Annotated in this window: 23 protein-coding genes, 1 tRNA gene and 2 rRNA genes; 21 read left to right on the top strand and 5 right to left on the bottom strand. The window is 33.5% G+C overall.

Features of this window, described 5'->3' with window-relative positions; translation table 11 throughout:
- Positions 1-7: 7 nt before the first annotated feature.
- From MKD34_RS08715 to MKD34_RS08665, 11 genes are all read left to right on the top strand, one after another.
- Positions 8-469 (top strand): metallophosphoesterase family protein, encoded by a 462-nt coding sequence (locus MKD34_RS08715; RefSeq protein ID WP_240219060.1) that lies wholly within the window; start codon positions 8-10, stop codon positions 467-469.
- Between the two features lie 25 nt (positions 470-494).
- Entirely contained in the window at positions 495-1,511 is a 1,017-nt protein-coding gene (gene pheS, locus MKD34_RS08710) for a phenylalanine--tRNA ligase subunit alpha (RefSeq protein ID WP_240219058.1), read from the top strand.
- 16 nt (positions 1,512-1,527) lie between these two features.
- Positions 1,528-3,921 (top strand): phenylalanine--tRNA ligase subunit beta, encoded by a 2,394-nt coding sequence (pheT, locus tag MKD34_RS08705; RefSeq protein WP_240219057.1) that lies wholly within the window; start codon positions 1,528-1,530, stop codon positions 3,919-3,921.
- A gap of 29 nt (positions 3,922-3,950) precedes the next feature.
- Positions 3,951-5,159 (top strand): L-serine ammonia-lyase, encoded by a 1,209-nt coding sequence (locus tag MKD34_RS08700; RefSeq protein ID WP_023050787.1) that lies wholly within the window; start codon positions 3,951-3,953, stop codon positions 5,157-5,159.
- Positions 5,160-5,225: 66 nt separating this feature from the next.
- Positions 5,226-5,792: an aminoacyl-tRNA hydrolase gene (gene pth, locus MKD34_RS08695; protein ID WP_240219056.1), complete on the top strand. Its 567-nt coding sequence runs from the start codon at positions 5,226-5,228 to the stop codon at positions 5,790-5,792.
- Between the two features lie 105 nt (positions 5,793-5,897).
- The gene (gene rsxC, locus MKD34_RS08690) at positions 5,898-7,208 is read left to right on the top strand and encodes an electron transport complex subunit RsxC (protein ID WP_240219055.1); all 1,311 of its coding nucleotides are present in this window, start codon (positions 5,898-5,900) and stop codon (positions 7,206-7,208) included.
- A gap of 10 nt (positions 7,209-7,218) precedes the next feature.
- Complete coding sequence (locus tag MKD34_RS08685; protein ID WP_023050790.1) at positions 7,219-8,151, top strand: RnfABCDGE type electron transport complex subunit D; 933 nt, start codon at positions 7,219-7,221, stop codon at positions 8,149-8,151.
- Positions 8,151-8,690, top strand: a complete 540-nt coding sequence (locus MKD34_RS08680) for an RnfABCDGE type electron transport complex subunit G (protein WP_023050791.1) — start codon at positions 8,151-8,153, stop codon at positions 8,688-8,690. Before MKD34_RS08685 ends, MKD34_RS08680 begins: the two co-directional genes overlap by 1 nt.
- Complete coding sequence (locus tag MKD34_RS08675) at positions 8,690-9,298, top strand: RnfABCDGE type electron transport complex subunit E (protein ID WP_023050792.1); 609 nt, start codon at positions 8,690-8,692, stop codon at positions 9,296-9,298. The genes MKD34_RS08680 and MKD34_RS08675 overlap by 1 nt, the downstream gene beginning before the upstream one ends.
- Positions 9,299-9,301: 3 nt before the next feature.
- Complete coding sequence (gene rsxA / locus MKD34_RS08670) at positions 9,302-9,886, top strand: electron transport complex subunit RsxA (protein ID WP_023050793.1); 585 nt, start codon at positions 9,302-9,304, stop codon at positions 9,884-9,886.
- Between the two features lie 15 nt (positions 9,887-9,901).
- Positions 9,902-10,897 (top strand): RnfABCDGE type electron transport complex subunit B, encoded by a 996-nt coding sequence (locus tag MKD34_RS08665; protein ID WP_023050794.1) that lies wholly within the window; start codon positions 9,902-9,904, stop codon positions 10,895-10,897.
- A gap of 28 nt (positions 10,898-10,925) precedes the next feature.
- Here the strand turns inward: MKD34_RS08665 and MKD34_RS08660 are convergent, their stop codons facing one another.
- Positions 10,926-11,303: a RidA family protein gene (locus tag MKD34_RS08660; RefSeq protein WP_240219054.1), complete on the bottom strand. Its 378-nt coding sequence runs from the start codon at positions 11,301-11,303 to the stop codon at positions 10,926-10,928.
- Positions 11,304-11,649: 346 nt separating this feature from the next.
- On the opposite strand from MKD34_RS08660, the gene MKD34_RS08655 reads away from it, so the two are divergent.
- From MKD34_RS08655 to MKD34_RS08645, 3 genes are all read left to right on the top strand, one after another.
- Positions 11,650-12,663 carry a PTS sugar transporter subunit IIC gene (locus MKD34_RS08655; protein WP_040407270.1) on the top strand — a complete coding sequence of 338 codons (1,014 nt, stop codon included), beginning with the start codon at positions 11,650-11,652 and terminating at the stop codon, positions 12,661-12,663.
- Between the two features lie 117 nt (positions 12,664-12,780).
- Positions 12,781-14,085, top strand: coding sequence for a Na+/H+ antiporter NhaC family protein (locus MKD34_RS08650; RefSeq protein ID WP_023050797.1), 1,305 nt, complete (start codon positions 12,781-12,783; stop codon positions 14,083-14,085).
- A 15-nt stretch (positions 14,086-14,100) separates the two neighbouring features.
- Entirely contained in the window at positions 14,101-15,543 is a 1,443-nt protein-coding gene (locus tag MKD34_RS08645) for a flippase (protein WP_240219053.1), read from the top strand.
- An 11-nt stretch (positions 15,544-15,554) separates the two neighbouring features.
- Here MKD34_RS08645 and MKD34_RS08640 read toward each other — a convergent pair whose 3' ends face one another.
- The 4 genes from MKD34_RS08640 to MKD34_RS08625 form a co-directional block, all read right to left on the bottom strand.
- Entirely contained in the window at positions 15,555-15,833 is a 279-nt protein-coding gene (locus MKD34_RS08640; protein WP_023050799.1) for a DUF2325 domain-containing protein, read from the bottom strand.
- Positions 15,834-15,850: 17 nt separating this feature from the next.
- Positions 15,851-16,186 carry a DUF2023 family protein gene (locus MKD34_RS08635; protein ID WP_240219052.1) on the bottom strand — a complete coding sequence of 112 codons (336 nt, stop codon included), beginning with the start codon at positions 16,184-16,186 and terminating at the stop codon, positions 15,851-15,853.
- A gap of 108 nt (positions 16,187-16,294) precedes the next feature.
- On the bottom strand, positions 16,295-17,104 hold the full coding sequence (locus MKD34_RS08630) for a Cof-type HAD-IIB family hydrolase (RefSeq protein ID WP_240219051.1): 810 nt from the start codon (positions 17,102-17,104) through the stop codon (positions 16,295-16,297).
- Entirely contained in the window at positions 17,094-18,227 is a 1,134-nt protein-coding gene (locus MKD34_RS08625; RefSeq protein ID WP_240219050.1) for a M20 metallopeptidase family protein, read from the bottom strand. The genes MKD34_RS08630 and MKD34_RS08625 overlap by 11 nt, the downstream gene beginning before the upstream one ends.
- A gap of 225 nt (positions 18,228-18,452) precedes the next feature.
- Here MKD34_RS08625 and MKD34_RS08620 point away from each other — a divergent pair, with 225 nt between their 5' ends.
- From MKD34_RS08620 to MKD34_RS08590, 7 genes are all read left to right on the top strand, one after another.
- A complete protein-coding gene (locus tag MKD34_RS08620; RefSeq protein ID WP_240219049.1) occupies positions 18,453-19,175 on the top strand; it encodes an amino acid kinase family protein in 723 nt (240 codons plus the stop codon).
- A gap of 108 nt (positions 19,176-19,283) precedes the next feature.
- On the top strand, positions 19,284-20,159 hold the full coding sequence (dapA, locus tag MKD34_RS08615; protein WP_240219048.1) for a 4-hydroxy-tetrahydrodipicolinate synthase: 876 nt from the start codon (positions 19,284-19,286) through the stop codon (positions 20,157-20,159).
- Positions 20,156-20,854, top strand: a complete 699-nt coding sequence (gene dapB, locus MKD34_RS08610; protein ID WP_240219047.1) for a 4-hydroxy-tetrahydrodipicolinate reductase — start codon at positions 20,156-20,158, stop codon at positions 20,852-20,854. The genes dapA and dapB overlap by 4 nt, the downstream gene beginning before the upstream one ends.
- 14 nt (positions 20,855-20,868) lie before the next feature.
- Positions 20,869-21,570 carry a 2,3,4,5-tetrahydropyridine-2,6-dicarboxylate N-acetyltransferase gene (gene dapD, locus MKD34_RS08605; RefSeq protein ID WP_240219046.1) on the top strand — a complete coding sequence of 234 codons (702 nt, stop codon included), beginning with the start codon at positions 20,869-20,871 and terminating at the stop codon, positions 21,568-21,570.
- A gap of 285 nt (positions 21,571-21,855) precedes the next feature.
- Positions 21,856-23,368: ribosomal RNA gene (locus MKD34_RS08600) — 16S ribosomal RNA — on the top strand.
- Positions 23,369-23,420: 52 nt separating this feature from the next.
- Positions 23,421-23,496: transfer RNA gene (locus tag MKD34_RS08595), tRNA-Ala, on the top strand.
- A 136-nt stretch (positions 23,497-23,632) separates the two neighbouring features.
- Positions 23,633-26,549, top strand: a 23S ribosomal RNA gene (locus MKD34_RS08590).
- Together the 16S and 23S rRNA genes with 1 tRNA gene alongside form the textbook arrangement of a ribosomal RNA operon.
- The last annotated feature ends 2 nt before the right edge of the window (positions 26,550-26,551 follow it).

Here is a 26,551-nt window from a genome sequence, read left to right as displayed (position 1 = left end):
AATGAATATGAAAATACTAATAATTACAGATTCTCATGGAAACACAAATAAAATTTATGATATAATATCACAAGAAAGTCCTAATATAATAATATGGACAGGTGATCATAGCTGGGATGGCGAAGAGTGTTCTTTTGCTTTTCCAGATATAGAGTTTTATATTGTTAGAGGAAACTGTGATATTTTTGATAGAAAATTTAATGATAATGAAATATTTGACATAGATGGAATAAAAATATTTATAACGCACGGACATCTTTATAACGTAAAAAAAGAGATGTATACTTTGGAAGCGATAGCTGAAAAATATGATGTAGATGCTGTTTGTTTTGGGCATACTCATATTCCTTATTATGAAGAAAAGAATGGAATAAAATATTTTAATCCAGGGGCTTTAAAGGATAATAGGTATGGGGTATTGCTAATTGAAAATAAAGAGCTAATTTTTAGTTATAAAGAGATAAAATAAAAAGCCTTGTTTTAGGAGGAAACAAATGAAAAATAAGCTGAATGCTTTAAAGGATGAAGCTAGTTTAATTATCCAAAAAGCAACAACACTACAAGAAATGGATGAAATTAGAGTTAAGTATTTAGGAAAAAAAGGTGAGTTTACTGAAATTTCTAAATCTATGAGAGATTTATCGCCAGAGGAAAGACCTGCTTTTGGACAAATGGTAAATGATGTAAAAACAGTTATAACAACTTTAATCGAAGAAAAAACAACAGAGATTAAAAATAAGGTAAAAAAAGAGCAGTTAGAATCTGAAACTCTAGATATTTCTCTTCCAGGGAGAGAAGTTTCTACAGGAGGATTACATCCAATAACAGAAACTATGAACTTCTTAAAAAATATATTTGTGGAGATGGGATTTGATGTTGCAGAGGGACCAGAAGTAGAATTTACTTCTTATAACTTTGATGCGTTAAATATTCCAGAAACACATCCATCAAGAGATTTACAAGATACATTTTATATGAGTGAAAATGTAGTTTTAAGAACACATACATCACCAGTACAAGCTAGATATATGGAAAAACATCAGCCACCGTTTAGAATGGTTTGTCCAGGAAAAGTATATAGAAATGATTATGATATATCTCATACACCAATGTTCCATCAAATGGAAGGATTAATGGTAGGGCCAGAAGTATCTTTTGCTAATTTAAAAGCTATGTTAGAGCAATTTGTAACAAGAGTATTTGGAGAAACTAAAGTTAGATTTAGACCACATTTCTTCCCGTTCACAGAACCAAGTGCTGAAATGGATGTGCAATGTGTAATCTGTAAAGGTGAAGGGTGCAGACTTTGTAAGCATAGTGGATGGCTAGAAATAATGGGATGTGGAATGGTTGATCCAGCTGTTTTAGAAGCTGTAGGATATGACCCAGAAGAAGTATCAGGATTTGCATTTGGAATGGGAATAGAAAGAATTACAATGCTAAGATATGGTATTGATGATTTAAGAGCATTCTTTGAAAATGATGTAAGATTCTTAAAGCAATTTAAATAAAAGGTGGAGGCATATAATGTTAATTTCGTTGGATTGGTTGAAGCAATATGTCGATATAAAAGAGGACATAAAAGAGCTAGAAAACACGTTGACTATGATTGGTCAAGAGGTTGAAGCTATAGAGGAGCAAGGAAAAGAATTAGCAAAAGTAGTTATTGGACAGATAACAGAGTATGGAAAACATCCTGAAGCTGAAAAATTAACACTTTTAAAAGTTAATATAGGTGAAGAGGAGGAGCTACAAATAGTATGTGGTGCTCCAAATCATAAACTGGGAGATAAAGTTGTTGTAGCAACTATTGGAGCAGTTTTACCAGGAGACTTTAAAATAAAGAAAAGTAAAATAAGAGGTATAGAGTCTCAAGGGATGCTTTGTTCTGAGGTAGAGCTTGGACTTGGAAATGATGGAGATGGAATTATAATACTTCCAGAAGATGCTCCGTTAGGTGTAGAGTACAGAGTTTATAAAAAATTAAATGATGTAATTTTTGAACTAGAAATAACACCAAATAGACCAGATTGTTTATCTTATATAGGAATAGCTAGAGAAATAGCTGCTTACTATGGAAGAAAGATAAAATGTCCTGAGTTTGAATCTAAAAAGATAATAGAAAGTATAAATACTGGACATATAGATGTAAGAATAGAAGATAAAGAGAGATGTAAAAGATTCTCAGGAAAAGTTATAAAAAATATAAAAGTACAAGAATCTCCAGAATGGTTAAAGAATAGATTAATTTCAATGGGATTAAAGCCAATAAATAATGTTGTGGATGCAACAAATTATATTTTATTTGAATGTAATCAACCTTTACATGCTTATGATTTAACAAAAATTAATGACAGAAAAATAGTTGTTAGAAAAGCATTAAATGGTGAAAAAATAGTTACACTAGATGGTGTTGAAAGAGAGCTAAATAAAGGCGAACTTATTATTGCAGATGCTGAAAAACCTTTAGGAATAGCTGGAATAATGGGTGGAGAATCAAGTAAAGTAACAGAAGAAACTACTGAAATTTTCTTAGAGTGCGCATACTTTACTCCAGAAAACATAAGAAAAACATCTAAAGAATTAGGTTTATCAAGTGATTCTTCTTATAGATTTGAAAGAGGATTAGATATAGAAAACACTGCTGAAGTTTTAGAAAGAGCAGCAGATTTAATCTCTCAATTAACAGGTGGAGAGGTTTTAGAAGGATGTATTGATAAATATATTGAAAAATATGAAAAAATAGAAATTCCTTTAAATATCGAAAAATTAAGAAAATTCATGGGAAAAAATATAGAGATTGATGTAGTAGGAAAAATACTTACTAATTTAGGTATAAATATAAAAACACTAAATTCTACAACAATAATAGCAACACCACCATCTTATAGAGGAGATTTGACTAGAACAGCAGATCTTTATGAAGAAATAATAAGAATGTATGGTTTTGATAATATAGAAAATAAGATGCCAGAAGAAAATATAAGACCTGGAGTTAAAGATTCGATGACAGTTGTTGTTGATGAAGCTAAAGAAATATTAGCAAAATTAGGATTACAAGAAGTAATAAACTATAGTTTCATTTCAAAAGATGCTATAAAAATGTTAGGAATAACAGAACCTACATTGGAAATAACAAATCCAATTAGTGATGATATGGCAGTTATGAGACCAACATTAATTTATAGTTTATTAGCAAATGTAAGAGATAATTTAAACAGAAATCAAAATGGTTTAAGATTTTTTGAGGTATCAAGAGTATTTACTCCAAAAGAGGATGGATTAGCAAATGAAACATTAAGAGCTTCAATAGCTCTTGCAGGAAAAACTTTTAAAACATTATGGGATCCAAAGCCAGAAGCAATGGACTTCTATACTTTAAAAGGATTTGTTGAAAAATTCTTAGAATATATGGGAGTAACTAGATATCAATTAGATAGATCAGAGGATAAGAACTTCCATCCAGGAAGAAGTGCTGATATAAGAATAGGAAAAGTTAAAATAGGAACTTTTGGAGAAATTCACCCAGAGTTAGCAGAAAATATGGACATTAAAAGAGAGAGAGCATACGTAGCTGAACTTGATTTAACAACTCTATTAAATTATAGAGCTAAAAAAGTTAAATATGAGAGAATTGTAAAATATCCTGAAGTTACTAGAGACTTAGCAGTTGTTTTAGATAGAGATGTACTAGTTGGAAAGATGTTAGAAGATATCAAAAAGTCATCGAATCTAATTGAGAGTGTTGCTATATTTGACGTTTACCAAGGAGAGAAAATAGAAGCTGATAAAAAATCAGTTGCTATAAGCATCGTTTTAAGAAAGAAGGATGGAACTCTTGAGGAAAGCGATATCAATATAACTGTTGACAAAATCTTAAAATTAATAGCTAAAAACTATAATGGAGAGATTAGACAGTAAAATTTTTAATTAAAAGTTCAGGAGGAAAAATGGATTCACTAAGAGAATTATTTAAGGTTGGAAATGGACCATCAAGCTCTCATACAATGGGGCCAGAGAGAGCGGCAAAAAGATTTAAGGCAGAAAACCCAAATGCAGCAAGTTATAAAGTAGAGTTATACGGATCACTTGCATTAACAGGAAAAGGGCACTTAACAGACTATATAATAATAGAGACGTTAAAGCCTAAATCTACAGAAATAGTATGGATGCCAGAGTATGTTCATCCGTATCACACTAACGGTATGAAGTTTATCGCTTTAGATAATGAAGGAAACGAGTTAAATTCTTGGTTAGTATTCTCTGTTGGTGGAGGAACTATAATGGAAGAAGGACAACAAAGACAGGGTGGATCAAGAGTTTATTCTTTTGGAACAATGGCTGAAATTATGTCATGGTGTGAAAAAAATAAAAAAGAATTATGGGAATTTGTTACTGAAAATGAAGGGGAATCAATTTGGTATTTCTTAGATCAAATAAGAACAGCTTTAGAAGCATCAGTTCAATCAGGACTTTCTAAAAATGGAATTTTACCAGGAACAATAAGATTACAAAGAAGAGCTCAATCATTCTATAGAAAAGCAAGAAACGATAAATCTAGAGGTGGATTTGTTGGAAGAATATTTGCTTATACATTAGCTGTATCTGAAGAGAATGGAGGAGGAGGTAGAGTTGTTACTGCCCCTACTTGTGGAGCTGCAGGAGTAATTCCTGGATTAATGTACGCCTTAAAAGAGGAGTATAACTTAACAAATGAAGAAGTATTAAAAGGTCTTGCTATAGCAGGACTAATCGGTAACATTATAAAAGAAAATGCTACAATATCAGGAGCAGAGGGTGGATGTCAAGCAGAAGTTGGATCAGCTTGTGCAATGGCAGCAGCAATGGCATGTTTCATATTAGGTGGATCATTAGAGCAAATCGAATATGCAGCAGAAATGGCATTAGAGCACCACTTAGGATTAACTTGTGACCCAGTTGGAGGATATGTTCAAATACCTTGTATAGAGAGAAACGCAGCAGCAGCGGTAAGAGCTTTAGACGCGGCGCAGTATGCTTTATATACAGATGGAAAGCATAGCATTTCTTTTGACCAAGTTGTAAAAACTATGGGAGAAACAGGAAGAGACTTAAAAGAGGAGTACAAAGAAACTTCTCTAGGAGGACTTGCAAAATACCAATTTGATGGGAATTGCTAATAAAACCTTTTGAAAGAGAGAATCTTAGATTCTCTCTTTCTTTATAGTTATAATTTAGGAGGAAAGATGAAGTTAATAGTTGGATTAGGAAATCCTGGAAAAGAGTATGAAAGAACAAGACATAATGTTGGATTTGATATAATTGATGAGTTTGCAGAAAAAAATGGATTCAATCCATTTAAAGAAAAATTTCAAGGATTATTAACAGAAAAAACAGTAAATGGAGAAAAAGTAATTTTATTAAAACCTCAAACATATATGAATTTAAGTGGTAATTCAATAGTTCAGGTTGTTAAATTTTATAAAATAGATCCAATGGAAGATTTAATTGTTGTTTATGATGATATGGATCTACCTTTAGGAAAATTAAGAGTAAAAATGAATGGAAGCGCTGGTGGCCACAATGGAATAAAATCTATAATATCACATTTAGGTCAGGATTTTATGAGAGTAAAATGTGGAATAGGAAAAGCAAAAAATAAAGATGAAAATATTAATTTTGTTTTAGGTAGGTTTACAAAAGAGGAGTCAGAGGTTATAAATCCTATGTTTTCAAGTGTGATTTCTTTATTAGATGATGTATTAAAAAACACTCAAATAGATAAAATTATGCAGAAATATAACAAAAAGTAACACAAAAAAGCAAAAAAATAGCTCAAAAAAGTTGTTAAATATAAATAAATATGTTATTCTAACAATGGAATATAGTTTGTTAACTACAAAGGAGGGAATATTTTTATGAAATTCTTCGGATTCAAAGGGGGAGTACATCCACCTGAAAATAAGATCCAAACAGAAAATCAAGCTGTAGAGATTTTAGCAGCACCAAAAATGGTTTTCATCCCACTTCTTCAGCACATAGGGGTTCCTTTAACGCCTTGCGTAGAGATTGGAGAAAGAGTTTTAAAGGGGCAAATAATAGCTGACTCAGAAGCTTTTTTATCAGTTCCTGTACATGCATCAGTAAGTGGTACGGTAAAAAAAATTGAAAATTTACCATTTCCATTAATGGGGAATGTACAAACAATTGTAATTGAAAATGATGAGCAAGAAGAGTGGACAACTCTTGAGAAACTACCTGAGTGGAAAAATTCGACAAAAGAAGAGTTGTTAAAAGCAATAAGATCTAAAGGAATTGTAGGTCTTGGAGGAGCAGCTTTCCCAACACACGTAAAATTAAATCCACCAGCAGATGTAAAAATAGAGGTATTATTACTAAACGGAGCTGAGTGTGAGCCATATTTAAACTCTGACAATAGAGTTATGATTGAAGAGCCTTCAAAAGTTATAGAAGGTATAAAAATAATGAAACATATATTAAATGTAGATAGTGCTGTTATTGGAATTGAAGATAATAAGCCAGAAGCAATAGAAGCTATGAGAAAAGCTTGCCAAGGAACAAATATAGAAGTTATGCCACTGAAGACAATGTATCCACAAGGTGGAGAAAAATCTTTAATAAAAGCTATATTGAATAAAGAGGTACCATCAGGAAAGCTGCCTTCAGCAGTTGGTGTAGTTGTTAACAATACAACGACAGCAGCAGCGATATATGATGCTATTGTAAATGGATTACCTTTACTAGATAAAGTTGTAACTGTTACTGGAAAAGGGGTAGAACAACCTAAAAATTTAAAAGCTGTTATAGGAACACCTATATCAATGCTTTTAGAAAATTGCGGATATAAAGAAGAAGTAGTAGAAAAAATAGTTATGGGTGGACCTATGATGGGTATGGCTCAGTTAACTTTAGAGGTACCTGTTATAAAAGGAACTTCAGGATTACTAGCTTTAACGAAACAAGAAACAAACTATTGTAAGCCGAAAGCTTGTATAGGTTGTGGAAAATGTGTTGATGCATGTCCAATGTCATTAGAACCAATAATGTATGCTAGACTAGCAGAGTTTTCACAATGGGAAGAAATGGCAAAATACCACTTGATGGATTGTATAGAGTGTGGTTCTTGTGCTTATATATGTCCAGCTAATAGACCACTAACAGAAGCAATAAAAATTGGAAAAGCTAAACTTAGAACAATGAAAAAGTAGGAGGAAAAAAGTGGCAAAAATTTTAAAAATGGGGCCATCGCCTCATATCAGAACTAAGGAAACTGTTGATGATGTAATGTATGATGTAATAATAGCATTACTTCCAGCACTTTTAGCAGCGTGCTATTTTTTTGGAATTAGAGCAATAGTAGTAACAGCGGTATCTATTTTATCTTGTATGGTAACTGAGTTTGTATGTCAAAAATTAATGAAACAAGATGTACAAATTTTTGATGGAAGTGCTATTATAACAGGAATTTTATATGCTTTTGTAATACCACCATACATGTCTTTAGTATATGTTATAGTTGGAGCTGTAGTATCAATAGCTCTAGGAAAAATGGTATTTGGTGGATTAGGGCATAACATATTTAATCCGGCTTTAGTTGGAAGAGCATTTGTTCAAGCATCTTGGCCAGTTGCAATAACAACATTTATGTATGATGATGTTGGAGGAGCTACTCTTTTAGATGCAATGAAAAGAGGGTTACCAACAGATAATGCCTTAATAGAAAGTGGAAATCTTTATTTAAATACATTTATAGGTAGAATGGGTGGATGTTTAGGAGAAACATCTGTTTTAGCTCTTCTTCTAGGTGGAGCATATTTAATCTATAAAAAGCAAATAGATTGGAAGGTACCAGCAATAATGATTGGAACAGTATTTGCAGCTTCTCTTATAGCTGGAGCAGATCCATTTTTACATATATTCTCAGGAGGTCTATTTTTAGGGGCATTCTTTATGGCAACAGATATGGTAACATCACCTCATACACCAAAAGGAAGAGCAATTTTTGCTTTTGGTATAGGAGTTTTAGTATCGTTAATTAGATTTAAAGGTGGTTATCCAGAGGGAGTTGCTTACTCAATTCTTATAATGAATGGATTTGTACCTTTAATTAATAGATATACAAGCCCTAAAAAATTTGGGGAGGTAAAATAATGGAAAGAAATAGATTTGTACATTATGGTATTGTTTTAACACTAATAGCGTCAATCTCTGCTGGAATTTTATCTGTAGTTAACGGTGCAACACAAAAAGTTATAAAAGAAAACGAAAAAGCGGCAGTAAATGCAGCAAGAATAATGGTTTTGCCAAAAGCTGAATCATTTGATGAGAATGCAATAGTAAAAGTAGATGAATTAGAATTTATCCCTGGAAATGGATCAAATGGAAAGCCTGTTGGATATGTAGTAACAATTTCTCAGCCAGGTTATGCTGCTAATATAGATTTTGTATTAGGAATTGATAGAAGAGGAAGAGTAACTGGATTAAACATAATAGGAAGTCAGGAAACACCTGGGCTAGGATCAAAAATATTAGATCCAGAGTGGCAAAAGAAAGCTATTGGAAAAGATGCTTCTTATGAATTTAATAAATCAGCAGATGGCTTTGCTGGAGCTACAATATCACCAAATGCTGTTTATACAGGAATTAAAAGAGCTCTAAATAGTTTTAATAGTGGGGTGAATAAAAAATAATGGCAAAATCAAATAAAGAGATATTATTAAATGGAATAATAAAAGAAAATCCAGTGTTTGTACTTTTACTTGGATTATGTCCAACACTAGGAGTTACATCATCATCAATAAATGGTATGGCAATGGGACTTGCAACAATGTCAGTAATTGTTTTTTCAAATATGTTAATATCAATGATAAAAAGCTTTATTCCTGATAAAGTTAGAATTCCAGCATTCATAATGGTAATAGCATCATTAGTTACTATAGTTGAAATGGTTATGAAAGCATACTTACCAGACTTATATAAAGTTTTAGGATTATTTATTCCTCTAATTGTTGTTAACTGTATTGTACTTGGTAGAGCTGAAAGTTTTGCTTCAAAGAATACTGTATTTAAATCAATATTAGATGGAATTGGAGCAGGATTAGGATTTACATTAGCTCTAACTCTTTTAGGAACAATTAGAGAGATCTTAGGAAATGGAACAGCTTTTGGAATATCTGTAACACCAGCTTCATTTACACCAGCTTTAATATTTATACTAGCACCTGGTGCGTTTATAACAATAGGATTTATAATCGCTACTCAGAACTATATTAAAGCTAGAAAGAGTGGGGTGAAATAGAAAATGGATTTTGCAAAAATATTCAGTTTAATAATAACAGCAATTTTTATTCAAAATATAATATTTGCTAAATTTTTAGGAATTTGCCCATTTATGGGAGTTTCTAAAAAAGTTGAATCATCAATTGGAATGGGTATGGCAGTAACATTTGTTATGTCACTAGCTTCAGGAGTAACATGGACAATTTATAACTATTTATTAGTACCATTACAATTAGAGTATTTACAAACAATAGCTTTTATATTAATAATAGCTTCGTTAGTACAATTTGTAGAGATGGCAATTCAAAAGACTTCACCAAACTTATATAAAGCTTTGGGAGTTTTCTTACCACTGATAACAACAAACTGTGCTGTATTAGGTATTGCTATTTTAAATATTCAACAAGAGTATAATTTTATAGAGTCTGTTATAAACGGAGCAGCTGTAGCAATTGGATTTACATTAGCTCTAGTATTATTAGCAGGAATAAGAGAAAGAATAGAATATGCAGCTATTCCAGGACCATTTAAAGGAGTTCCTATAGCATTTATTTCAGCGGGACTTTTAGCAATGGCTTTTATGGGATTCAGCGGAATGCAAATATAGATTGGAGGTAGGTTAATGGAATCAATATTATTTCCTGTTTTATCGTTAGGAGGAACAGGGTTAGCAATGGGACTATTTTTAGCCTATGCTTCTAAGAAGTTTGAAGTTAAGGTTGATGAAAAAGTAGAAGCTATTCAAGGAATACTTCCTGGAATAAATTGTGGAGCATGTGGATACCCAGGATGTTCTGGTTATGCTGAAGCAATTGCTCTAAATGGAGCGGAAATGACAGCGTGTTCACCGGGAGGACCAGCAGTTGCAGCAGAAATAGCAAAGGTTATGGGAGCCACTGTTGATTTATCAGGACCTAAAATGGTAGCAAAGTTACTATGTCAAGGGGATTGCACTAAAACAACAAAGACATACGAGTTTGAAGGTGAATTAACAACTTGCTCTGCAATAAATCTATATGCAGGTGGAGATAAATCTTGTAAATACGGATGCTTAGGATATGGAGATTGTGTTAAGGTTTGTCCAGTAAATGCAATAACAGTTACTGAAAAAGGAATTGTAAATATAGATGAAGAGAAATGTGTATCATGCAAAAAATGTGTTTCAACATGCCCAAAAAGATTAATAGAGATGTTACCAATGAATAAAAGAGTAACAGTTAATTGTATGTCAAGAGATAAAGGTGTAGTTGCTAGAAAAGCTTGTACAGTAGCATGTATAGCTTGTGGACTTTGCCAGAAAGCTTGTCCAGTAGATGCAATTGAAATAAAAAATAATGTTGCAAGAATAGATCCAGAAAAATGTGTAGAGTGTGGATTATGTGCTGTAAAGTGTCCAACTAAAGCTATAAATAGTGAAGTTAAAGAGATAAAAAAAGCAGAAATAATTGAAGAAAAATGTATTGGATGTACAGCATGTGCTAGAGTTTGTCCAGTTAAATGTATAGAGGGAGAAGTTAAGCAAAAACATAAAATTGATCAGTCTAAGTGTATAGGGTGTCAATTATGTTATGATAAATGTAAATTCTCAGCTATAAAAATTAATATTCAAAATTTATAAAAAAAGATGAGGGTATCCTCATCTTTTTTTATTTTACAGCGATAACTTCGATTTCAACCTTTACATCTCTAGGTAATCTAGCAACCTCAACACATGCTCTAGCAGGTTTAACATCTCCTAAATATTCAGCATAAACTTCATTGATAGAAGCAAAATCGTTCATATCTTTAATGAAAACTCCAGCCTTAACAACATCTTTTAATGAATATCCAGCTTCTTCTAAAATAGCTTTAACATTTTCTAATGATTGTCTAGTTTGCTCTTTAACATCATCTGATATAACAGTCATAGTCTCAGGAACAAATGGAATTTGTCCAGAAACATATAAAGTTCCATTTACTTCAATTGCTTGTGAGTAAGGACCAATAGCTGCAGGAGCTTTACTAGTGTTGATAACTTTCTTCATTATAAATACCTCCCAATTAAATTTAGATAGTTAAATTTTAACATAAAATTATTATATAAACAACCTAGAAAATACTAATTAAAGGGAGCTATAAAAATCTTATTTGTGAATAAAATCACATTTTTTCATAAAAAAATGTAAAGATAACAAAGTTAAAAAGTAAAATAATGTAAAGTATACATTAAATGTGTTAAACGTGTGTTGAAATGTCTTAAAAATAAACATAAAATTTAAAAAAATACTTTACTTTTTGTAAAGTGTAGAGTATAATTAATTCTGTGAGAAAAAAAGTTAAAATTGACGTATTGTTATTTTTTTAACAAGCATGTCGAAGGAAAGAGGGAAAATGGAATTATTAAAAGGTACAGTGTTATTATTATTGGTTTTAGCATTCTTTACTGGATTTAGCTTAAAAGCACCAAGAGGAATGAAAGCTATGGGTGCTCTAGCAGGAGCAGCAACAGCAAGTTTCCTAGTAGAAGCTTTCCAATTATATGTTGGTGGAGATCTTTTAGGAATTAAGTTTTTAGGAGAGGTTGGAGCCTCAGCAGGATCAATGGGAGGAGTTGCAGCAGCAATTTTAGTACCATTAGCTTTAGGAGTAAGCCCTGTTTATGCAGTTTTATTAGGTGTAGTTTGTGGAGGAATGGGAATCATCCCTGGATTTATCGCCGGATATGTAATGTCATTTATTATTCCTAAGTTAGAGGAAAAAATACCTGATGGTTTAGATTTAATTGTAATTATTTGTTTAGCAGCACCTTTAGGAAGAGGAATAGCTCAGTTTGTTTCTCCTGGAGTTACATTTGCTTTACAAACAATTGGAGATATAATTATTGCGGCACAATCAGCTAGTCCGTATGTAATGGCATTTATCTTAGGAGGAGTTATAACAGTAGTTGCTACAGCTCCAATAAGTTCAATGGCTTTAACAGCAATGTTAGGATTAACTGGTTTACCAATGGCAATAGGAGCATTAGCAGTAATGGCTTCATCGTTCATGAACTTTGTATTCTTTGATAGAATGAAGTTTGGAGATAGATCAACAACAATAGCTGTTGCTATCGAGCCATTAACTCAAGCAGATATAATTTCTGCAAACCCAATTCCAGTATTTACTACTAACTTTATTGGTGGAGGAATAGCTGGTATGATCGTTAACTACTTCGGATTAATTAATAATGCTACTGGAACAGCAACACCAATCGCTGGTTTCGCAGTAATGTTTGGATTCAATCCTGCTAAAGAGGTATTAATTACAGCTGGATTATGTGCTGTAGCTGGTATTGCAACAGGATATGTAGGGTCAATCATATTTAAAAATTATAAAATTAAAACTGTTGCTGAAATAAGAGGGTAATAGTTATATAAAAAAAGTTCCAGTTATACTGGAACTTTTTTTTACTAAAAATTTGATAAAATATGAAAAATAATGTATACTCATAAAAATGTATAAAAAAATAAAAGGGGGTAAAAAATGAATACAAAAACAAAAGGAAGCTTTAAGGGATTAATTCCTTTTTTAGTTTTCATTGGATTTTATTTAGGAAGTGGAATTATTTTAGATTCTATGGGCGTAGAGTTAGCTTTTTATCAGTTACCAGCTCCAGTTGCTATTTTTCCTGGAATAATTGTAGCATTTTTACTATTTAAAGGTAGTATAAAAGAGAAGTTTGAAACTTTTTTAGAGGGATGTGGACATCAAGATATTATAACAATGTGTATAATATATCTTTTAGCTGGTGGATTTGCTATTGTATCAAAGTCTATGGGAGGAGTTGATTCAACAGTAAATTTAGGACTAACTTATGTTCCGTCGCATTATATAGCTCCAGGGTTATTTGTAATTGCAGGGTTTATATCGACAGCGACAGGAACATCAGTGGGTTCAATTGTATCTTTAGCACCGATAGCAGTAGGATTAGCAGAAAAAAGTGGAGTTTCAATGCCATTAGTTTTAGCTGCTTTAATGGGTGGAGCAATGTTTGGGGATAATCTTTCGATAATTTCTGATACGACAATTGCTGCAACAAGAACTCAAGGTGTTGAAATGAAAGATAAGTTTAGAGTAAATATCAAAATAGCAGCACCGGCAGCAATTTTAACACTACTGCTATTAATAGTTTTTGGAAAGCCTGAAATAGCTCCAGAAACTGGAGTATATGCTTTTAATATAGTAAAAGTTTTACCGTACATATTTGTTTTAACACTTTCTTTAATTGGAATAAATGTTTTTGTTGTTTTAACAGCTGGAATAGTATTATCAGGAGCTATAGGATTATTCTATGGTGATTTTACTTGGCTAGGATATGCAAAAGAGATTTATAATGGTTTTACTGGAATGACAGAGATATTTTTATTATCTCTTTTAACAGGTGGATTAGCATCATTAGTAACTAAGGCTGGTGGTGTAGATTGGATAATGAGTACAATTGAAAAAAGAATAAAAGGGGTTAAAAGTGCCCAAATGGGAATGGCTTTATTAGTAACATTAACAGATATGGCTGTAGCTAATAATACTGTGGCCATTATTATAAATGGACCAATAGCTAAGAAAATATCTGATAGATATGGAGTAGATCCTAAAAAGAGTGCCTCTGTTTTAGATATATTTTCATGTATTGCCCAAGGAGCAATCCCTTATGGAGCTCAAATGCTTATAATGTTAAGTTTTGCTGGAGGAAAAGTTTCTCCATTTGATATAATACCATTGTTGTGGTATCAAATGATATTAGCCGTATTTACAATAGGATATATTTTTTATAATCCAAAAGAATCATAAAAAGGAAGATGTCAAATGTCAGTTTCTAAAAATTATCTTTACAATGTTTTACTAATAATAAGTAATACTATATTTCCAATAATAACATTTCCTTATATTTCTAGGGTGTTAATGCCAGAATATTTAGGAAAAGTATATTTTGTGCAAGGAGTTGTAGCTTATTTTTTAATACTTTCAGTATTAGGTGCTCCAAATTATGGAATAAAAGAGTTATCTAAAGCTAAAGGAATAGGCGATTGGCTTGAATTTAAAAAAATATTCACAGAGTTATTTATAATGACAATTTTAAGCAGTATAGGATCTTTAATTCTTTTATTGGTTACAGTTCAATTATATGGAAAATTTTATCAAGAAAAATTAATATTTTATATTTTTGCAATTCAAGTTTTGTTTGAATGTTTTCATATAAATCATTTTTTCATTGTTATGGAAAATCATAAAAGAAGATTAATAAGATCATTTACAATTAGAATTTTATCATTAGGATTTTTATTTTATTTTATAAAAACACCGAATGATTATTATTTATATGCTTTGCTATTAGTTGTTCCAGAAGTACTAGCAAGAGTTATAGATGTTATTAGTGTAAGGAAATATTTTTACTTTAAAGATTTAAATTTTAAAAGGCATACGAATAGCATGTTTATAATTTTTCTATATATTTTTACAATTGGTATATATGGAAGTATTGATACAACAATGCTAGGAATTATGATAAATGATATTGAAGTTGGATTATATACAGCAGCTGTTAAGATGTATAAAATGGTTTTACCAGTAATTTTGACTTTGGGAACAGTACTATCTCCAAGGATAATTGGAGCAATAAAAAGAAAAGAGAAAGAAAATATCTATAAAAATATGGATATTTTTATAGATTATTGTTTTATAGTTGGAGTTCCGGCTACCTTACTTATGATGCTTTTAGCTAGAGAGTTTACGCTTTTATTTTCTGGACCAGATTTTAAAGGAGCTATAGAAACGATGATAATAATGTCACCTTGTTTAGGTTTTTTAGCTTTGGGTACTTTTATTGGTGGACAGGTTATGTTACCAAATGATTTGGAAAAAGATATATTGATAATTTCTATATTTGGAGTATTTTTAAATATAGGATTAAATTATTTTTTAATTCCAGTTTATTTAAGAAATGGAGCAGCTTTAGCAACATTAATTACTGAAGTAATAGTTGCATTAATTAAAATTGGTAAAATGAAAAAATTATATGTTGATTATAAAATTTTAACAAAAGACAGGGTTTTAACAGTTTTTGTAGGAGTTATAATATCTTATGGTATTTATTTAAAAATTGGATATATCAGAGAGTTTGGAAATTTAATAACTTTATTAATAATTCCTATATTATATGGAATTATATATTTTTTAATATTGATTCTTTTAAAAAATAAAAGAATTTTAAGTTGGCTTGTATTTATAAAAAAAAGATTGCATATTTAGTGCAATCTTTTTTATTTATACATTTTATCTAAGTTTTCTTTAAGTTTTGAGATACTGTTATTGTTTAAGTGAACAATTGGTATATTTTGAGTTTTACAAACTTTATTACAATTATTCAAAAGATTATGACTAACTAAGTTAGTAAAAATTATGCACATTTCACAATTTTTAATTTTTTTACAAAAATTTGGACATTGAGTATTATAAACCTTTCCTTTTAAATTATAAGATTTTAATAATTCTAAATATTCTCGTTCTCCTCTTTTTAGGCCACCAACAATAGCAATCATTTCTTTACCTCCCCTTTTTATGAAACCTTAATATTTTCTTTATTTTTAAATTGTATATATCTATCACATTGTTTTTTTCGATCATATCCTAACATAATACCGAGAATAAAGTCTTCTTCAGGTGAATATTCAGATAGGTTAGATTTGTTAATTTTTTTTATAACGTTAATACAAGAATCATCTCCAAAAAAGACATTGTATCTTCCATTTTTTATTTTATATATTTTATAAGATATATTTTTTGAATTTAATCTATTTTCTACAAAACTTAATAAGTCTTCAGAAATAGTATGTAAAATAAGATTTCTTATTCCTTTTTCAAATTCATATATATGATGAATAAAAACTTGCATAAACTACCTCCAAAAATTTGATAAAAAAATATTAACACAATAAACTTTATATGTCAATTATTTTTATAATCAAAATATTTTTATAAAAAAGTAAAGTGGCTAACCACTTTACTTTTTGAATATTAAATTTTCTATAATTTTTGTCATTCCGTTATTATTATTAGAAGTTGAAATAAATTTACAGATGTTTTTTATTTCTGGCTTTGCATTTTCAACACAAGTAGGCATACCAGCTACTTTGAGCATTGGAATATCATTGTAAGAATCTCCAACAACAATTATTTCATCTTGCTGTATTCCTAATTTATTAGCTAATTTTAGAAGTGAACTACCTTTATCAACACCTAATTTAGTAACTTCTAAGAAAAAAGGTTTTGATATAGCAATAGAAAATTGATTTCCAAGTTCACTATTTAATTTTTTTTCTACTTGTTTTAAATATTCTGGTTCTTCTAACATAATACATTTAACACAATCTTTATCAACGATAGCTTTAAAATTTTTAACTTTTTCAAAAGGCATTTTAGTTAATTCAACCTCAACTTCAATATATGAGCTATAATCTTCAGAAATAATTGAGTCATCTAAATAAGTTATTATTTCCACATTATTATTTTTACTAAAATCATAGAGAAGATGAACCTCATCTTTAGTGAGAGTTTCTTCTAAAATATTCTTGCCAGTTTTACAATTAGTTATAATAGAGCCATTATAAGAAAGAATAAAGCTGCCGAATTTATCTAATTTTAATTCTTGGGCTAAGTCTCTCATTGCATACGTTGGCCTTCCAGAAGCAAGAACAAATATAACTCCATTTTCTTGTGCTTTCATTATAGATTCTTTATCTTTATCAGAGACTTTTCCTTGTGAATTTAAAAGTGTATCATCAAGATCAGTAACAATCATTTTATATTTCATTTCTATCCTCCAAAAGTTTTGCGAAAAGTTTAACTCCTTCAAGAAGAACTTTTTCATCAAAATTAAAAGAAGAACTATGTAACGGCGAAATAAAATTTTGTTCTTTATTTCTAGTACCTAATAGAAAAAATATTCCAGGAACTTTTTCTTGATAAAAAGCAAAATCTTCAGCTAAAGCTAATGTTTCACCCTGAATAAAATTAAAGTCTTGAGAAATTTTTAAAAAATTATTATAAAGAATATTATCATTTATAACTGGTGGATAAAGAACTCTAAATTCATCTATCACTTTAATGTCAAAAGCTATTTCTATTCCGTTATGTATTTCTTTCATTCTTTTTATTATTAGTTCAGTATCCTCTTGAGAATATGCTCTAATTGTACCATAAAAATCTATAGAGTTAGATATTATATTTCGAGCTGTTCCACCACTTATTTTACCAACTGTTATAACACCAGCATTAAAGGGAGAAAGATTTCTAGAAATTATACTCTGATAAGAATCTATAATTTTAGTAAAGGGTATAAGGGGATCATTTGTTTTTTGAGGCATTCCTCCATGACCTCCCTTACCAATAACCTTACAATCGAATTCGGTAGCTTGTGCAAAGAAAGGTCCAGCTTTAGTTGAAATAGTTCCTTCTTCTAAATCTGGAAATAAGTGGAAAGAGTATATCTCTTTAACATGGAATTTTTCTAAAATTCCAGTCTCACATATAAATTTAGCTCCACCTGGACCTTCTTCCGCAGGTTGAAATATTAATAAAATACTATAATTTTGCTCTGCTTTTGTTGTTAGATATTTAGCAAAGGCTAAAAGAGCAGCTGTATGACCATCATGTCCACAAGCATGCATAAAACCAGAATGTTTTGAAGAAAACGTACAATTATTTTCCTCTTGAATTGCAAGTGCATCTATATCAGCTCTAAAGGCAATGCACTCTTTTTTTATCCCTGGAATATAGACATAAACACCAGTTTCACAAATTGTATTTGGAGAATATCCCATATTTTTTAGTGTATTCATTATATACTTTTGAGTTTTAAACTCTTTAAATCCTACTTCTGGTATTTGATGCAGGTCTCTTCTATATTTTGTAACTTCATTTAATAAGAAATTCATAGTTCCCTCCCATATAAATAATTAATTAATAATAGTATTATTTTTTTATAAAAACAAATATAAAAAATAAAAATTCATAATATATGAACTTTTATTAAATTATAAATTATTAAAAAATAAATATTTATTATAAAAATAATGAACAAAAAAAATAAAAAATTGATAAATTAAAAATCATATTTAAAAGAAGTAAAATATAGAAAATAAAGTAAGAGGTGAATTTATATGAGAGTGGTATTAAAATATGGCGGAAGTTCAGTAGCTACTTTAGAAAAAATATCTAAAATAGCTAATTATATAAAAGAATTAAAAGAAAAGGTAGATGAAATAGTTGTAGTGGTTTCAGCAATGGGAAAAACAACAGATGAATTGTTAAAAAAAGCATATTCCTTAACTGAAACTCCTAACAAAAGAGAGATAGACATGTTAATAAGTACAGGAGAACAACAAAGTGCAGCATTATTATCATTATCTTTAAATTCGATTGGGTGTAATGCTATATCATATACAGGACATCAAATAGGACTAAGAACAATTGGAGAATATGGAAATAGTGAGATTGTAAGTATAGATAAAAATTTTTTAGAAAAACAATTGAAAGAACAGAAAGTGATTATAGTAGCTGGATTTCAAGGGTTTAATGACAATGGAGATATAACAACTTTAGGAAGAGGTGGTTCAGATACAACAGCGGTAGCTTTAGCTGGAGTTTTAGGTTGTGAATGTAGAATTTATACAGATGTAGATGGGGTTTATACAGATGATCCAAGAAGAAATAATTTAGCTACTAAAATTGAAAAAATATCTTATGATGATATGGAAAAAATGTCAAAAAATGGAGCTAAAGTAATGGAAACAAAAGCAGTGGTAATAGGGAAAAAATATAAAGTGCCAATTTTTGTAGGTGAAAGTTTAGGAAGTGAAAAAGGAACTTATATAGTCGAATAGCATAGAAAAAATAAAAAATGAATTGAAATTTTTATCCATAGAAGATAAGATAAAAGGAAGATAGCGAATGAAGCTATTTAATCACAACTTAGTAATGGAGGGTAGCCAATGTTTAAAGGATCAGGAGTAGCACTAATTACACCATTTAATGAAGATATGAGTGTGAATTATTTAAAAGTATCAGAATTAGTAGAATATCATTGTGAAAATAATACAGATGCTCTTATAATTTTAGGAACAACAGGGGAAGCAAGTACACTTACGGATGATGAAAAAGTTAAAATTGTAGAAACTGTACTAGAAGTAAATAAAAAGAGACTACCTATAATAGTTGGAGCAGGTAGTAACAATACAATCCAAGCAATTGAAATGTCTAAAAAGTATGAAAAGTTAGGTGTTGATGGATTATTGTTAGTAACTCCTTATTATAATAAAGGAAATGAAGATGGAATATATAAACATTTTGTTTCTATAGCTGAGTTTGTGAATCTTCCGATAATGTTGTATAACGTTCCTGGAAGAACAGGAGTTAATTTATCAATTAATTTGTTGAAAAGATTAGCTAAACATAAAAATATAGTAGCTCTAAAAGAAGCTAGTGGAGATATATCTTATGCATGTGAAGTTGCAAGATTAGTTCCAGAGTTGGCACTATATTCAGGAAATGATGATATAACTATTCCTTTGATGTCAATAGGTGCTGTTGGAACAGTTTCGGTTTTAGCTAATATAGAACCTAAGGTAGTCCATAATATGGTTGAAAATTTTTTTAATGGCGATGTAAAAGAAGCTCAAAGATTACAATTAAAATATAACGGATTGGTTAAATCTTTATTTTTAGAAGTTAATCCTATTCCAGTAAAAGAAGCGATGAATATTTTAGGGAAAAATGTTGGAAAATGTCGTTTACCTTTAGGTGATATGGAAGAGAAAAATATAGCTATATTAAAAAAAGAATTAGAAGAAGTAGGTGAAATAGTTTGAGAATAGCTATGCATGGAACGGGAACGATGGGAAAAACTATTCGAGATATTGGTGGCGATAAAATAGTTGCTTTTGTAGATAGTATTGAAGAAATAAATATAAATGAAAAAATAGATGTTGTTGTAGATTTTTCACATTTTAGTAAATTAAATGATTTATTAGATAGATGTGTAGAAAGAAATTATCCTTTAGTAATAGCAACAACAGGTTATAGTGGTGAAACTTTGGAAAAAATTGTAGAAGCTTCGAAGAGAATACCGATATTATTATCTTCAAATACTTCTTTAGGTATAAATGCCGTAAATAGTATATTGGAAAAATTAGTTCCGAAGTTAGAAGAAAATTTTGATATAGAAATAATAGAAAAACATCACAATAAAAAAATAGACTCACCTAGTGGAACTGCAATTACTCTTTTAGAAACGATTCAAAACTCTTTACATGAAAAATATGATGTTGTTTATGGAAGAGAAGGGATGGCTAAAAGAGAAAAGAAAGAGATTGGAGTTCATGCGGTAAGAGGTGGAACTATTGTAGGAGAACACACAATTATTTTTGCAGGAGAAGATGAGATTATAGAGATATCTCATAAAGCTTTATCGAAAAAAATATTTGCAGTTGGTGCATTAAAATGTGCTGATTTTATTATAGGTAAGCAACCTAGATTATATACAATGAAAGATATCTTTAATTAGGAGAGTGATATAAAGTGAGATTAGAAACAGCTGAAGAATTAATAAATTTTATAAAAAATTCGCAAAAAAAAACTTTAACTAAAGCTTATATAAACGGAATTGTAGATTTTAAAAATGAAAATATTTTTGTTTTTAAAGGTGAAGAGGGAAGTATTTTAATTGGAGATTGGAAAGATATTGAAGAAGTAATAGAAAAAAATAAAAAAAGTATAACAAACTATTTTGTAGAAAATATTGCTAGAAATTCTGGTGTTCCACTTCTTGATACTAAAAATATAAATGCAAGAATTGAACCAGGTGCTATAATAAGAGATAAAGTAAAAATAGGTGACAATGCTGTTATAATGATGGGTGCTGTAATAAATATAGGAGCAGAAATTGGAGAAGGAACTATGATAGACATGAATGTGGTGTTAGGTGGAAGAGCTATTGTAGGAAAAAGATGTCATATAGGTGCTGGAACAGTGTTAGCTGGAGTAATAGAACCACCATCAGCTCAACCAGTTGTGATAGAAGATGATGTTATGATAGGTGCTAATGCAGTTGTTATAGAGGGTGTAAGAGTTGGAAAAGGTGCAGTGGTAGCAGCAGGAGCTATTGTATTACAAGACGTTCCTGAAGGTGCAGTAGTAGCAGGAAATCCTGCTAAAATAATAAAATTAAAAGATGAGAAGACAAGTGAAAAAACAAAACTTGTTGATGATTTAAGAAAATAAAATGAAAAAAATTAAAGATAGAAAATCTAAAACTTTCTATCTTTTTTTTATGTCTAATAAAAAAAATAAAAAAAATTTAAAAAAATAAAAAAAAGTAGTTGACGAAGTTTAAAAATTATGGTACTATTATTTTTGTCAGCGGGAAACACCGCAGACGAAAGTTAAAAGATAAGGACATTAACAACCGAATAGAGAAAATAGTCAGAAGTTATGAAAATAACAAAATGCCAGAAATGGCAAACCAATAAATGGTGTAAACGTAAGTCTTAGGACTTTAAATATATTTGAATGAAGAGTTTGATCCTGGCTCAGGATGAACGCTGACAGAATGCTTAACACATGCAAGTCGATTCGATTTACCTTCGGGTATTGAGGATGGCGGACGGGTGAGTAACGCGTAAGGAACTTGCCTCTTGGTCTGGGACAACTGTTGGAAACGACAGCTAATACCGGATATTATGAGATTCTCGCATGGGAAACTTATGAAAGCTATATGCGCCAAGAGAGAGCCTTGCGTTCCATTAGCTAGTTGGTGGGGTAACGGCCCACCAAGGCGACGATGGATAGCCGGCCTGAGAGGGTGAACGGCCACAAGGGGACTGAGACACGGCCCTTACTCCTACGGGAGGCAGCAGTGGGGAATATTGGACAATGGGCCACAAGCCTGATCCAGCAATTCTGTGTGCACGATGAAGGTCTTCGGATTGTAAAGTGCTTTCAGTTGGGAAGAAGAAAGTGACGGTACCAACAGAAGAAGCGACGGCTAAATACGTGCCAGCAGCCGCGGTAATACGTATGTCGCAAGCGTTATCCGGATTTATTGGGCGTAAAGCGCGTCTAGGCGGAAAAATAAGTCTGATGTTAAAATGCGGGGCTCAACTCCGTATTGCGTTGGAAACTGTTTTTCTAGAGTACTGGAGAGGTGGGCGGAACTACAAGTGTAGAGGTGAAATTCGTAGATATTTGTAGGAATGCCGATGGAGAAGTCAGCTCACTGGACAGATACTGACGCTAAAGCGCGAAAGCGTGGGGAGCAAACAGGATTAGATACCCTGGTAGTCCACGCCGTAAACGATGATCACTAGGTGTTGGGGGTCGAACCTCAGCGCCCAAGCTAACGCGATAAGTGATCCGCCTGGGGAGTACGCACGCAAGTGTGAAACTCAAAGGAATTGACGGGGACCCGCACAAGCGGTGGAGCATGTGGTTTAATTCGACGCAACGCGAGAAACCTTACCAGCGTTTGACATCCTAAGAAGTTTCCAGAGATGGATTCGTGCCGGCTTGCCGGAACTTAGTGACAGGTGGTGCATGGCTGTCGTCAGCTCGTGTCGTGAGATGTTGGGTTAAGTCCCGCAACGAGCGCAACCCCTATTGTATGTTGCTACCATTAAGTTGAGCACTCATGCGATACTGCCTGCGATGAGCAGGAGGAAGGTGGGGATGACGTCAAGTCATCATGCCCCTTATACGCTGGGCTACACACGTGCTACAATGGGCAGTACAGAGAGTTGCCAACCCGCGAGGGTGAGCTAATCTCTTAAAGCTGTTCTTAGTTCGGATTGTACTCTGCAACTCGAGTACATGAAGTTGGAATCGCTAGTAATCGCAAATCAGCATGTTGCGGTGAATACGTTCTCGGGTCTTGTACACACCGCCCGTCACACCACGAGAGTTGGTTGCACCTGAAGTAGCAGGCCTAACCGTAAGGAGGGATGTTCCTAAGGTGTGATTAGCGATTGGGGTGAAGTCGTAACAAGGTATCCGTACGGGAACGTGCGGATGGATCACCTCCTTTCTAAGGAGACTAACTTTTTCTCTATTCGATTGATACTGTTCTTTGTAAGTATGGGGATATAGCTCAGTTGGGAGAGCGACGCACTTGCACTGCGTAGGTCAGCGGTTCGACTCCGCTTATCTCCACCAAAACATTATCAAACTTGGACATTGGAAACTATATAGTAGATATTGAGAAAATATTCTAAATTAACTAACAATTCATTTTTAAGTCAATCTTAAATTGAGTAGTTAGTCTGTCTAAATAATATGAATTATATTACAAGGTTAAAATATTAAGGGCACACGAAGGATGCCTAGGAAGTAAGAGCCGATGAAGGACGTGGTAAGCTGCGATAAGCTTGGTGGAGTTGCAATCGAACTGTGATGCCAAGATTTCCGAATGGAGAAATCTGCTAAGATGGAGTCTTAGCACGAAAGAGGGAACCGCGTGAACTGAAACATCTAAGTAACGCGAGGAAAAGAAAGTAAAAACGATCCCCTAAGTAGCGGCGAGCGAACGGGGGTGAGCCCAAACCGTAGATGTGCCAAGGATGCAGCCGTTGCATCTACGGGGTAGCGGGAAGATCGTCTGAAGAACTGCAAGGTATTCGACATTATGATACGCCGAACTGGAAAGGTCTGGAAAGGCCTGCCGTAGAGAGTGAAAGCCTCGTACAGGTAAACCGTATCAAATGTATGATCTCTCCCAAGTAGCACGGAACACGAGGAATTCTGTGTGAATCTGCGAGGACCATATCTCGTAAGGCTAAATACTCTTACTTACCGATAGCGCATAGTACCGTGAGGGAAAGGTGAAAAGAACCCCGGGAGGGGAGTGAAATAGAACCTGAAATCGTGTGCTTACAAGCGGTCAGAGCCCTTTGGGGTGATGGCGTGCCTTTTGGAGAATGATCCTGCGAGTTACGTTCAGTGGCAAGGTTAAGTTTAACGGAGCCGAAGGGAAACCGAGTCTGAATAGGGCGACATAGTCGCTGGGCGTAGACGCGAAACCTGGTGATCTAAGCCTGTCCAGGGTGAAGCTGTGGTAAGACACAGTGGAGGCCCGAACTCACCGCCGTTGAAAAGTTGGGAGATGAGGTAGGTTTAGGGGTGAAAAGCCAATCGAACCAGGAGATAGCTCGTTCTCTCCGAAATGCATTTAGGTGCAGCCTTGAGTGTTCAATTATGGGGGTAGAGCACTGAATGACCTAGGGGGCATACTGCTTACCGAAGTCAATCAAACTCCGAATACCATAATTCTAGAGCTCAGGAGTGAGACTATGGGAATTAACTTCCATGGTCAAAAGGGAAACAACCCAGACCACCAGCTAAGGTCCCTAATTATAACTAAGTGGGAAAGGAGGTGGAGATTCACAAACAACCAGGAGGTTGGCTTAGAAGCAGCCATACCTTTAAAGAGTGCGTAATAGCTCACTGGTCGAGAGTCTCTGCGCCGACAATGTAACGGGGCTAAGTTATAAACCGAAGCTGTGGAGTTGCGTAAGCGACTGGTAGGAGAGCGTTCTGTAGGCCGTTGAAGGAGAATCGACAAGAAACTCTGGAGGTATCAGAAGTGAGAATGCAGGAATAAGTAGCGAGAATGGGGGCGAGAATCCCCCACGCCGGAAGACCAAGGGTTCCAGGGTAAAGTTTGTCTCCCCTGGGTAAGCCGGGTCCTAAGCCGAGGCTAGATTGCGTAGGCGAATGGAAAACAGATTAATATTTCTGTGCCACTGATATCAAGTGATGGAGGGACGCAGGAGGTTATGCACGCTGGCGAACGGAAGTGCCAGTTCAAGCATGTAGCGTGGTCTAGTAGGAAAATCCGCTAGACTAAACGTGAGGTGTGATGAGGAGTCGTAAGATGGAAGGTGCAAATACCACACTGCCGAGAAAAGCTTCTAAGCGTTTTAAAGATATTAGTGCCCGTACCCCAAACCGACACAGGTGGTCAGGATGAGAAATCTAAGGCGGACAGGCTAACTCTCGTTAAGGAACTCTGCAAAATAGCCCCGTAACTTCGGGAGAAGGGGTGCCTTTTATGGTGAGCGTACACGCGACGCAAAGCTATGAGAGGCCGCAGTGAAGAGTCTCAGGCGACTGTTTAACAAAAACACAGGTCTATGCTAAGCTGTAAGGCGACGTATATGGGCTGACACCTGCCCAGTGCCGGAAGGTTAAGAGGAGGAGTGAGAGCTCCGAATTGAAGCCCCGGTGAACGGCGGCCGTAACTATAACGGTCCTAAGGTAGCGAAATTCCTTGTCGGGTAAGTTCCGACCTGCACGAATGGTGTAACGATCTGAGAGCTGTCTTGACGGGAGGCCTGGTGAAATTGTATTACCGGTGAAGATACCGGTTACCTGCAGTAGGACGGAAAGACCCCATGGAGCTTTACTGTAGCTTGGTATTGGGTTTTGGCATCGTATGTATAGGATAGTTGGGAGACTATGATGCGTGGTCGCTAGATTACGCGGAGTCACTGGTGGAATACCAACCATACTATGTCGGAATTCTAATTTGAGGTTTGTACCCTCGAAGACAGTGCTAGGTGGGCAGTTTGACTGGGGCGGTCGCCTCCGAAAGAGTAACGGAGGCGTTCAAAGGTTCTCTCAGGTTGGATGGAAATCAACCGCAGAGTGCAATGGCATAAGAGAGCTTAACTGCGAGACTGACGGGTCGAGCAGGTGCGAAAGCAGGACATAGTGATCCGGCGATTCCGAATGGAAGGGTCGTCGCTCAACGGATAAAAGCTACCCTGGGGATAACAGGCTGATTCTACCCGAGAGTCCATATCGACGGTAGAGTTTGGCACCTCGATGTCGGCTCATCGCATCCTGGGGCTGGAGAAGGTCCCAAGGGTTGGGCTGTTCGCCCATTAAAGCGGTACGTGAGCTGGGTTCAGAACGTCGTGAGACAGTTCGGTCCCTATCCACTGTAGGCGTTAGAGTATTGAGAAGATCTGTCCTTAGTACGAGAGGACCGGGATGGACAAACCTCTGATGTACCAGTTGTCACGCCAGTGGCACAGCTGGGTAGTCACGTTTGGAACAGATAACCGCTGAAAGCATCTAAGCGGGAAACTGACTTCAAGATAAGTACTCTTTAAGATACCTTCGAGACTAGGAGGTTGATAGGTTGGGGGTGTAAGAGTTGTGAGACTTTTAGCTGACCAATACTAATATATCGAAGTTTTAACCTTAA

Source organism: Cetobacterium somerae (assembly GCF_022430525.1).
Classification (GTDB): Bacteria; Fusobacteriota; Fusobacteriia; order Fusobacteriales; family Fusobacteriaceae; genus Cetobacterium_A.
The sequence above is the reverse complement of the archived record's forward strand: the minus strand, read 5'-3'. Positions and strand labels throughout refer to the sequence as shown.

What these genes read in the sequence shown, in the direction of transcription:
- MKD34_RS08650 (WP_023050797.1), top strand. Translation starts at nt 12,781, where the DNA reads ATGAATACAAAAACAAAAGGAAGCTTTAAGGGATTAATTCCTTTTTTA.
- rsxC (WP_240219055.1), top strand. Translation starts at nt 5,898, where the DNA reads ATGAAATTCTTCGGATTCAAAGGGGGAGTACATCCACCTGAAAATAAG.
- MKD34_RS08700 (WP_023050787.1), top strand. Translation starts at nt 3,951, where the DNA reads ATGGATTCACTAAGAGAATTATTTAAGGTTGGAAATGGACCATCAAGC.
- dapA (WP_240219048.1), top strand. Translation starts at nt 19,284, where the DNA reads ATGTTTAAAGGATCAGGAGTAGCACTAATTACACCATTTAATGAAGAT.
- pheT (WP_240219057.1), top strand. Translation starts at nt 1,528, where the DNA reads ATGTTAATTTCGTTGGATTGGTTGAAGCAATATGTCGATATAAAAGAG.
- MKD34_RS08675 (WP_023050792.1), top strand. Translation starts at nt 8,690, where the DNA reads ATGGCAAAATCAAATAAAGAGATATTATTAAATGGAATAATAAAAGAA.
- MKD34_RS08645 (WP_240219053.1), top strand. Translation starts at nt 14,101, where the DNA reads ATGTCAGTTTCTAAAAATTATCTTTACAATGTTTTACTAATAATAAGT.
- MKD34_RS08630 (WP_240219051.1), bottom strand. Translation starts at nt 17,104, where the DNA reads ATGAAATATAAAATGATTGTTACTGATCTTGATGATACACTTTTAAAT.
- MKD34_RS08640 (WP_023050799.1), bottom strand. Translation starts at nt 15,833, where the DNA reads ATGATTGCTATTGTTGGTGGCCTAAAAAGAGGAGAACGAGAATATTTA.
- MKD34_RS08665 (WP_023050794.1), top strand. Translation starts at nt 9,902, where the DNA reads ATGGAATCAATATTATTTCCTGTTTTATCGTTAGGAGGAACAGGGTTA.
- pth (WP_240219056.1), top strand. Translation starts at nt 5,226, where the DNA reads ATGAAGTTAATAGTTGGATTAGGAAATCCTGGAAAAGAGTATGAAAGA.
- MKD34_RS08660 (WP_240219054.1), bottom strand. Translation starts at nt 11,303, where the DNA reads ATGAAGAAAGTTATCAACACTAGTAAAGCTCCTGCAGCTATTGGTCCT.
- MKD34_RS08635 (WP_240219052.1), bottom strand. Translation starts at nt 16,186, where the DNA reads ATGCAAGTTTTTATTCATCATATATATGAATTTGAAAAAGGAATAAGA.
- rsxA (WP_023050793.1), top strand. Translation starts at nt 9,302, where the DNA reads ATGGATTTTGCAAAAATATTCAGTTTAATAATAACAGCAATTTTTATT.
- MKD34_RS08620 (WP_240219049.1), top strand. Translation starts at nt 18,453, where the DNA reads ATGAGAGTGGTATTAAAATATGGCGGAAGTTCAGTAGCTACTTTAGAA.
- MKD34_RS08655 (WP_040407270.1), top strand. Translation starts at nt 11,650, where the DNA reads ATGGAATTATTAAAAGGTACAGTGTTATTATTATTGGTTTTAGCATTC.
- MKD34_RS08715 (WP_240219060.1), top strand. Translation starts at nt 8, where the DNA reads ATGAAAATACTAATAATTACAGATTCTCATGGAAACACAAATAAAATT.
- MKD34_RS08625 (WP_240219050.1), bottom strand. Translation starts at nt 18,227, where the DNA reads ATGAATTTCTTATTAAATGAAGTTACAAAATATAGAAGAGACCTGCAT.
- pheS (WP_240219058.1), top strand. Translation starts at nt 495, where the DNA reads ATGAAAAATAAGCTGAATGCTTTAAAGGATGAAGCTAGTTTAATTATC.
- MKD34_RS08680 (WP_023050791.1), top strand. Translation starts at nt 8,151, where the DNA reads ATGGAAAGAAATAGATTTGTACATTATGGTATTGTTTTAACACTAATA.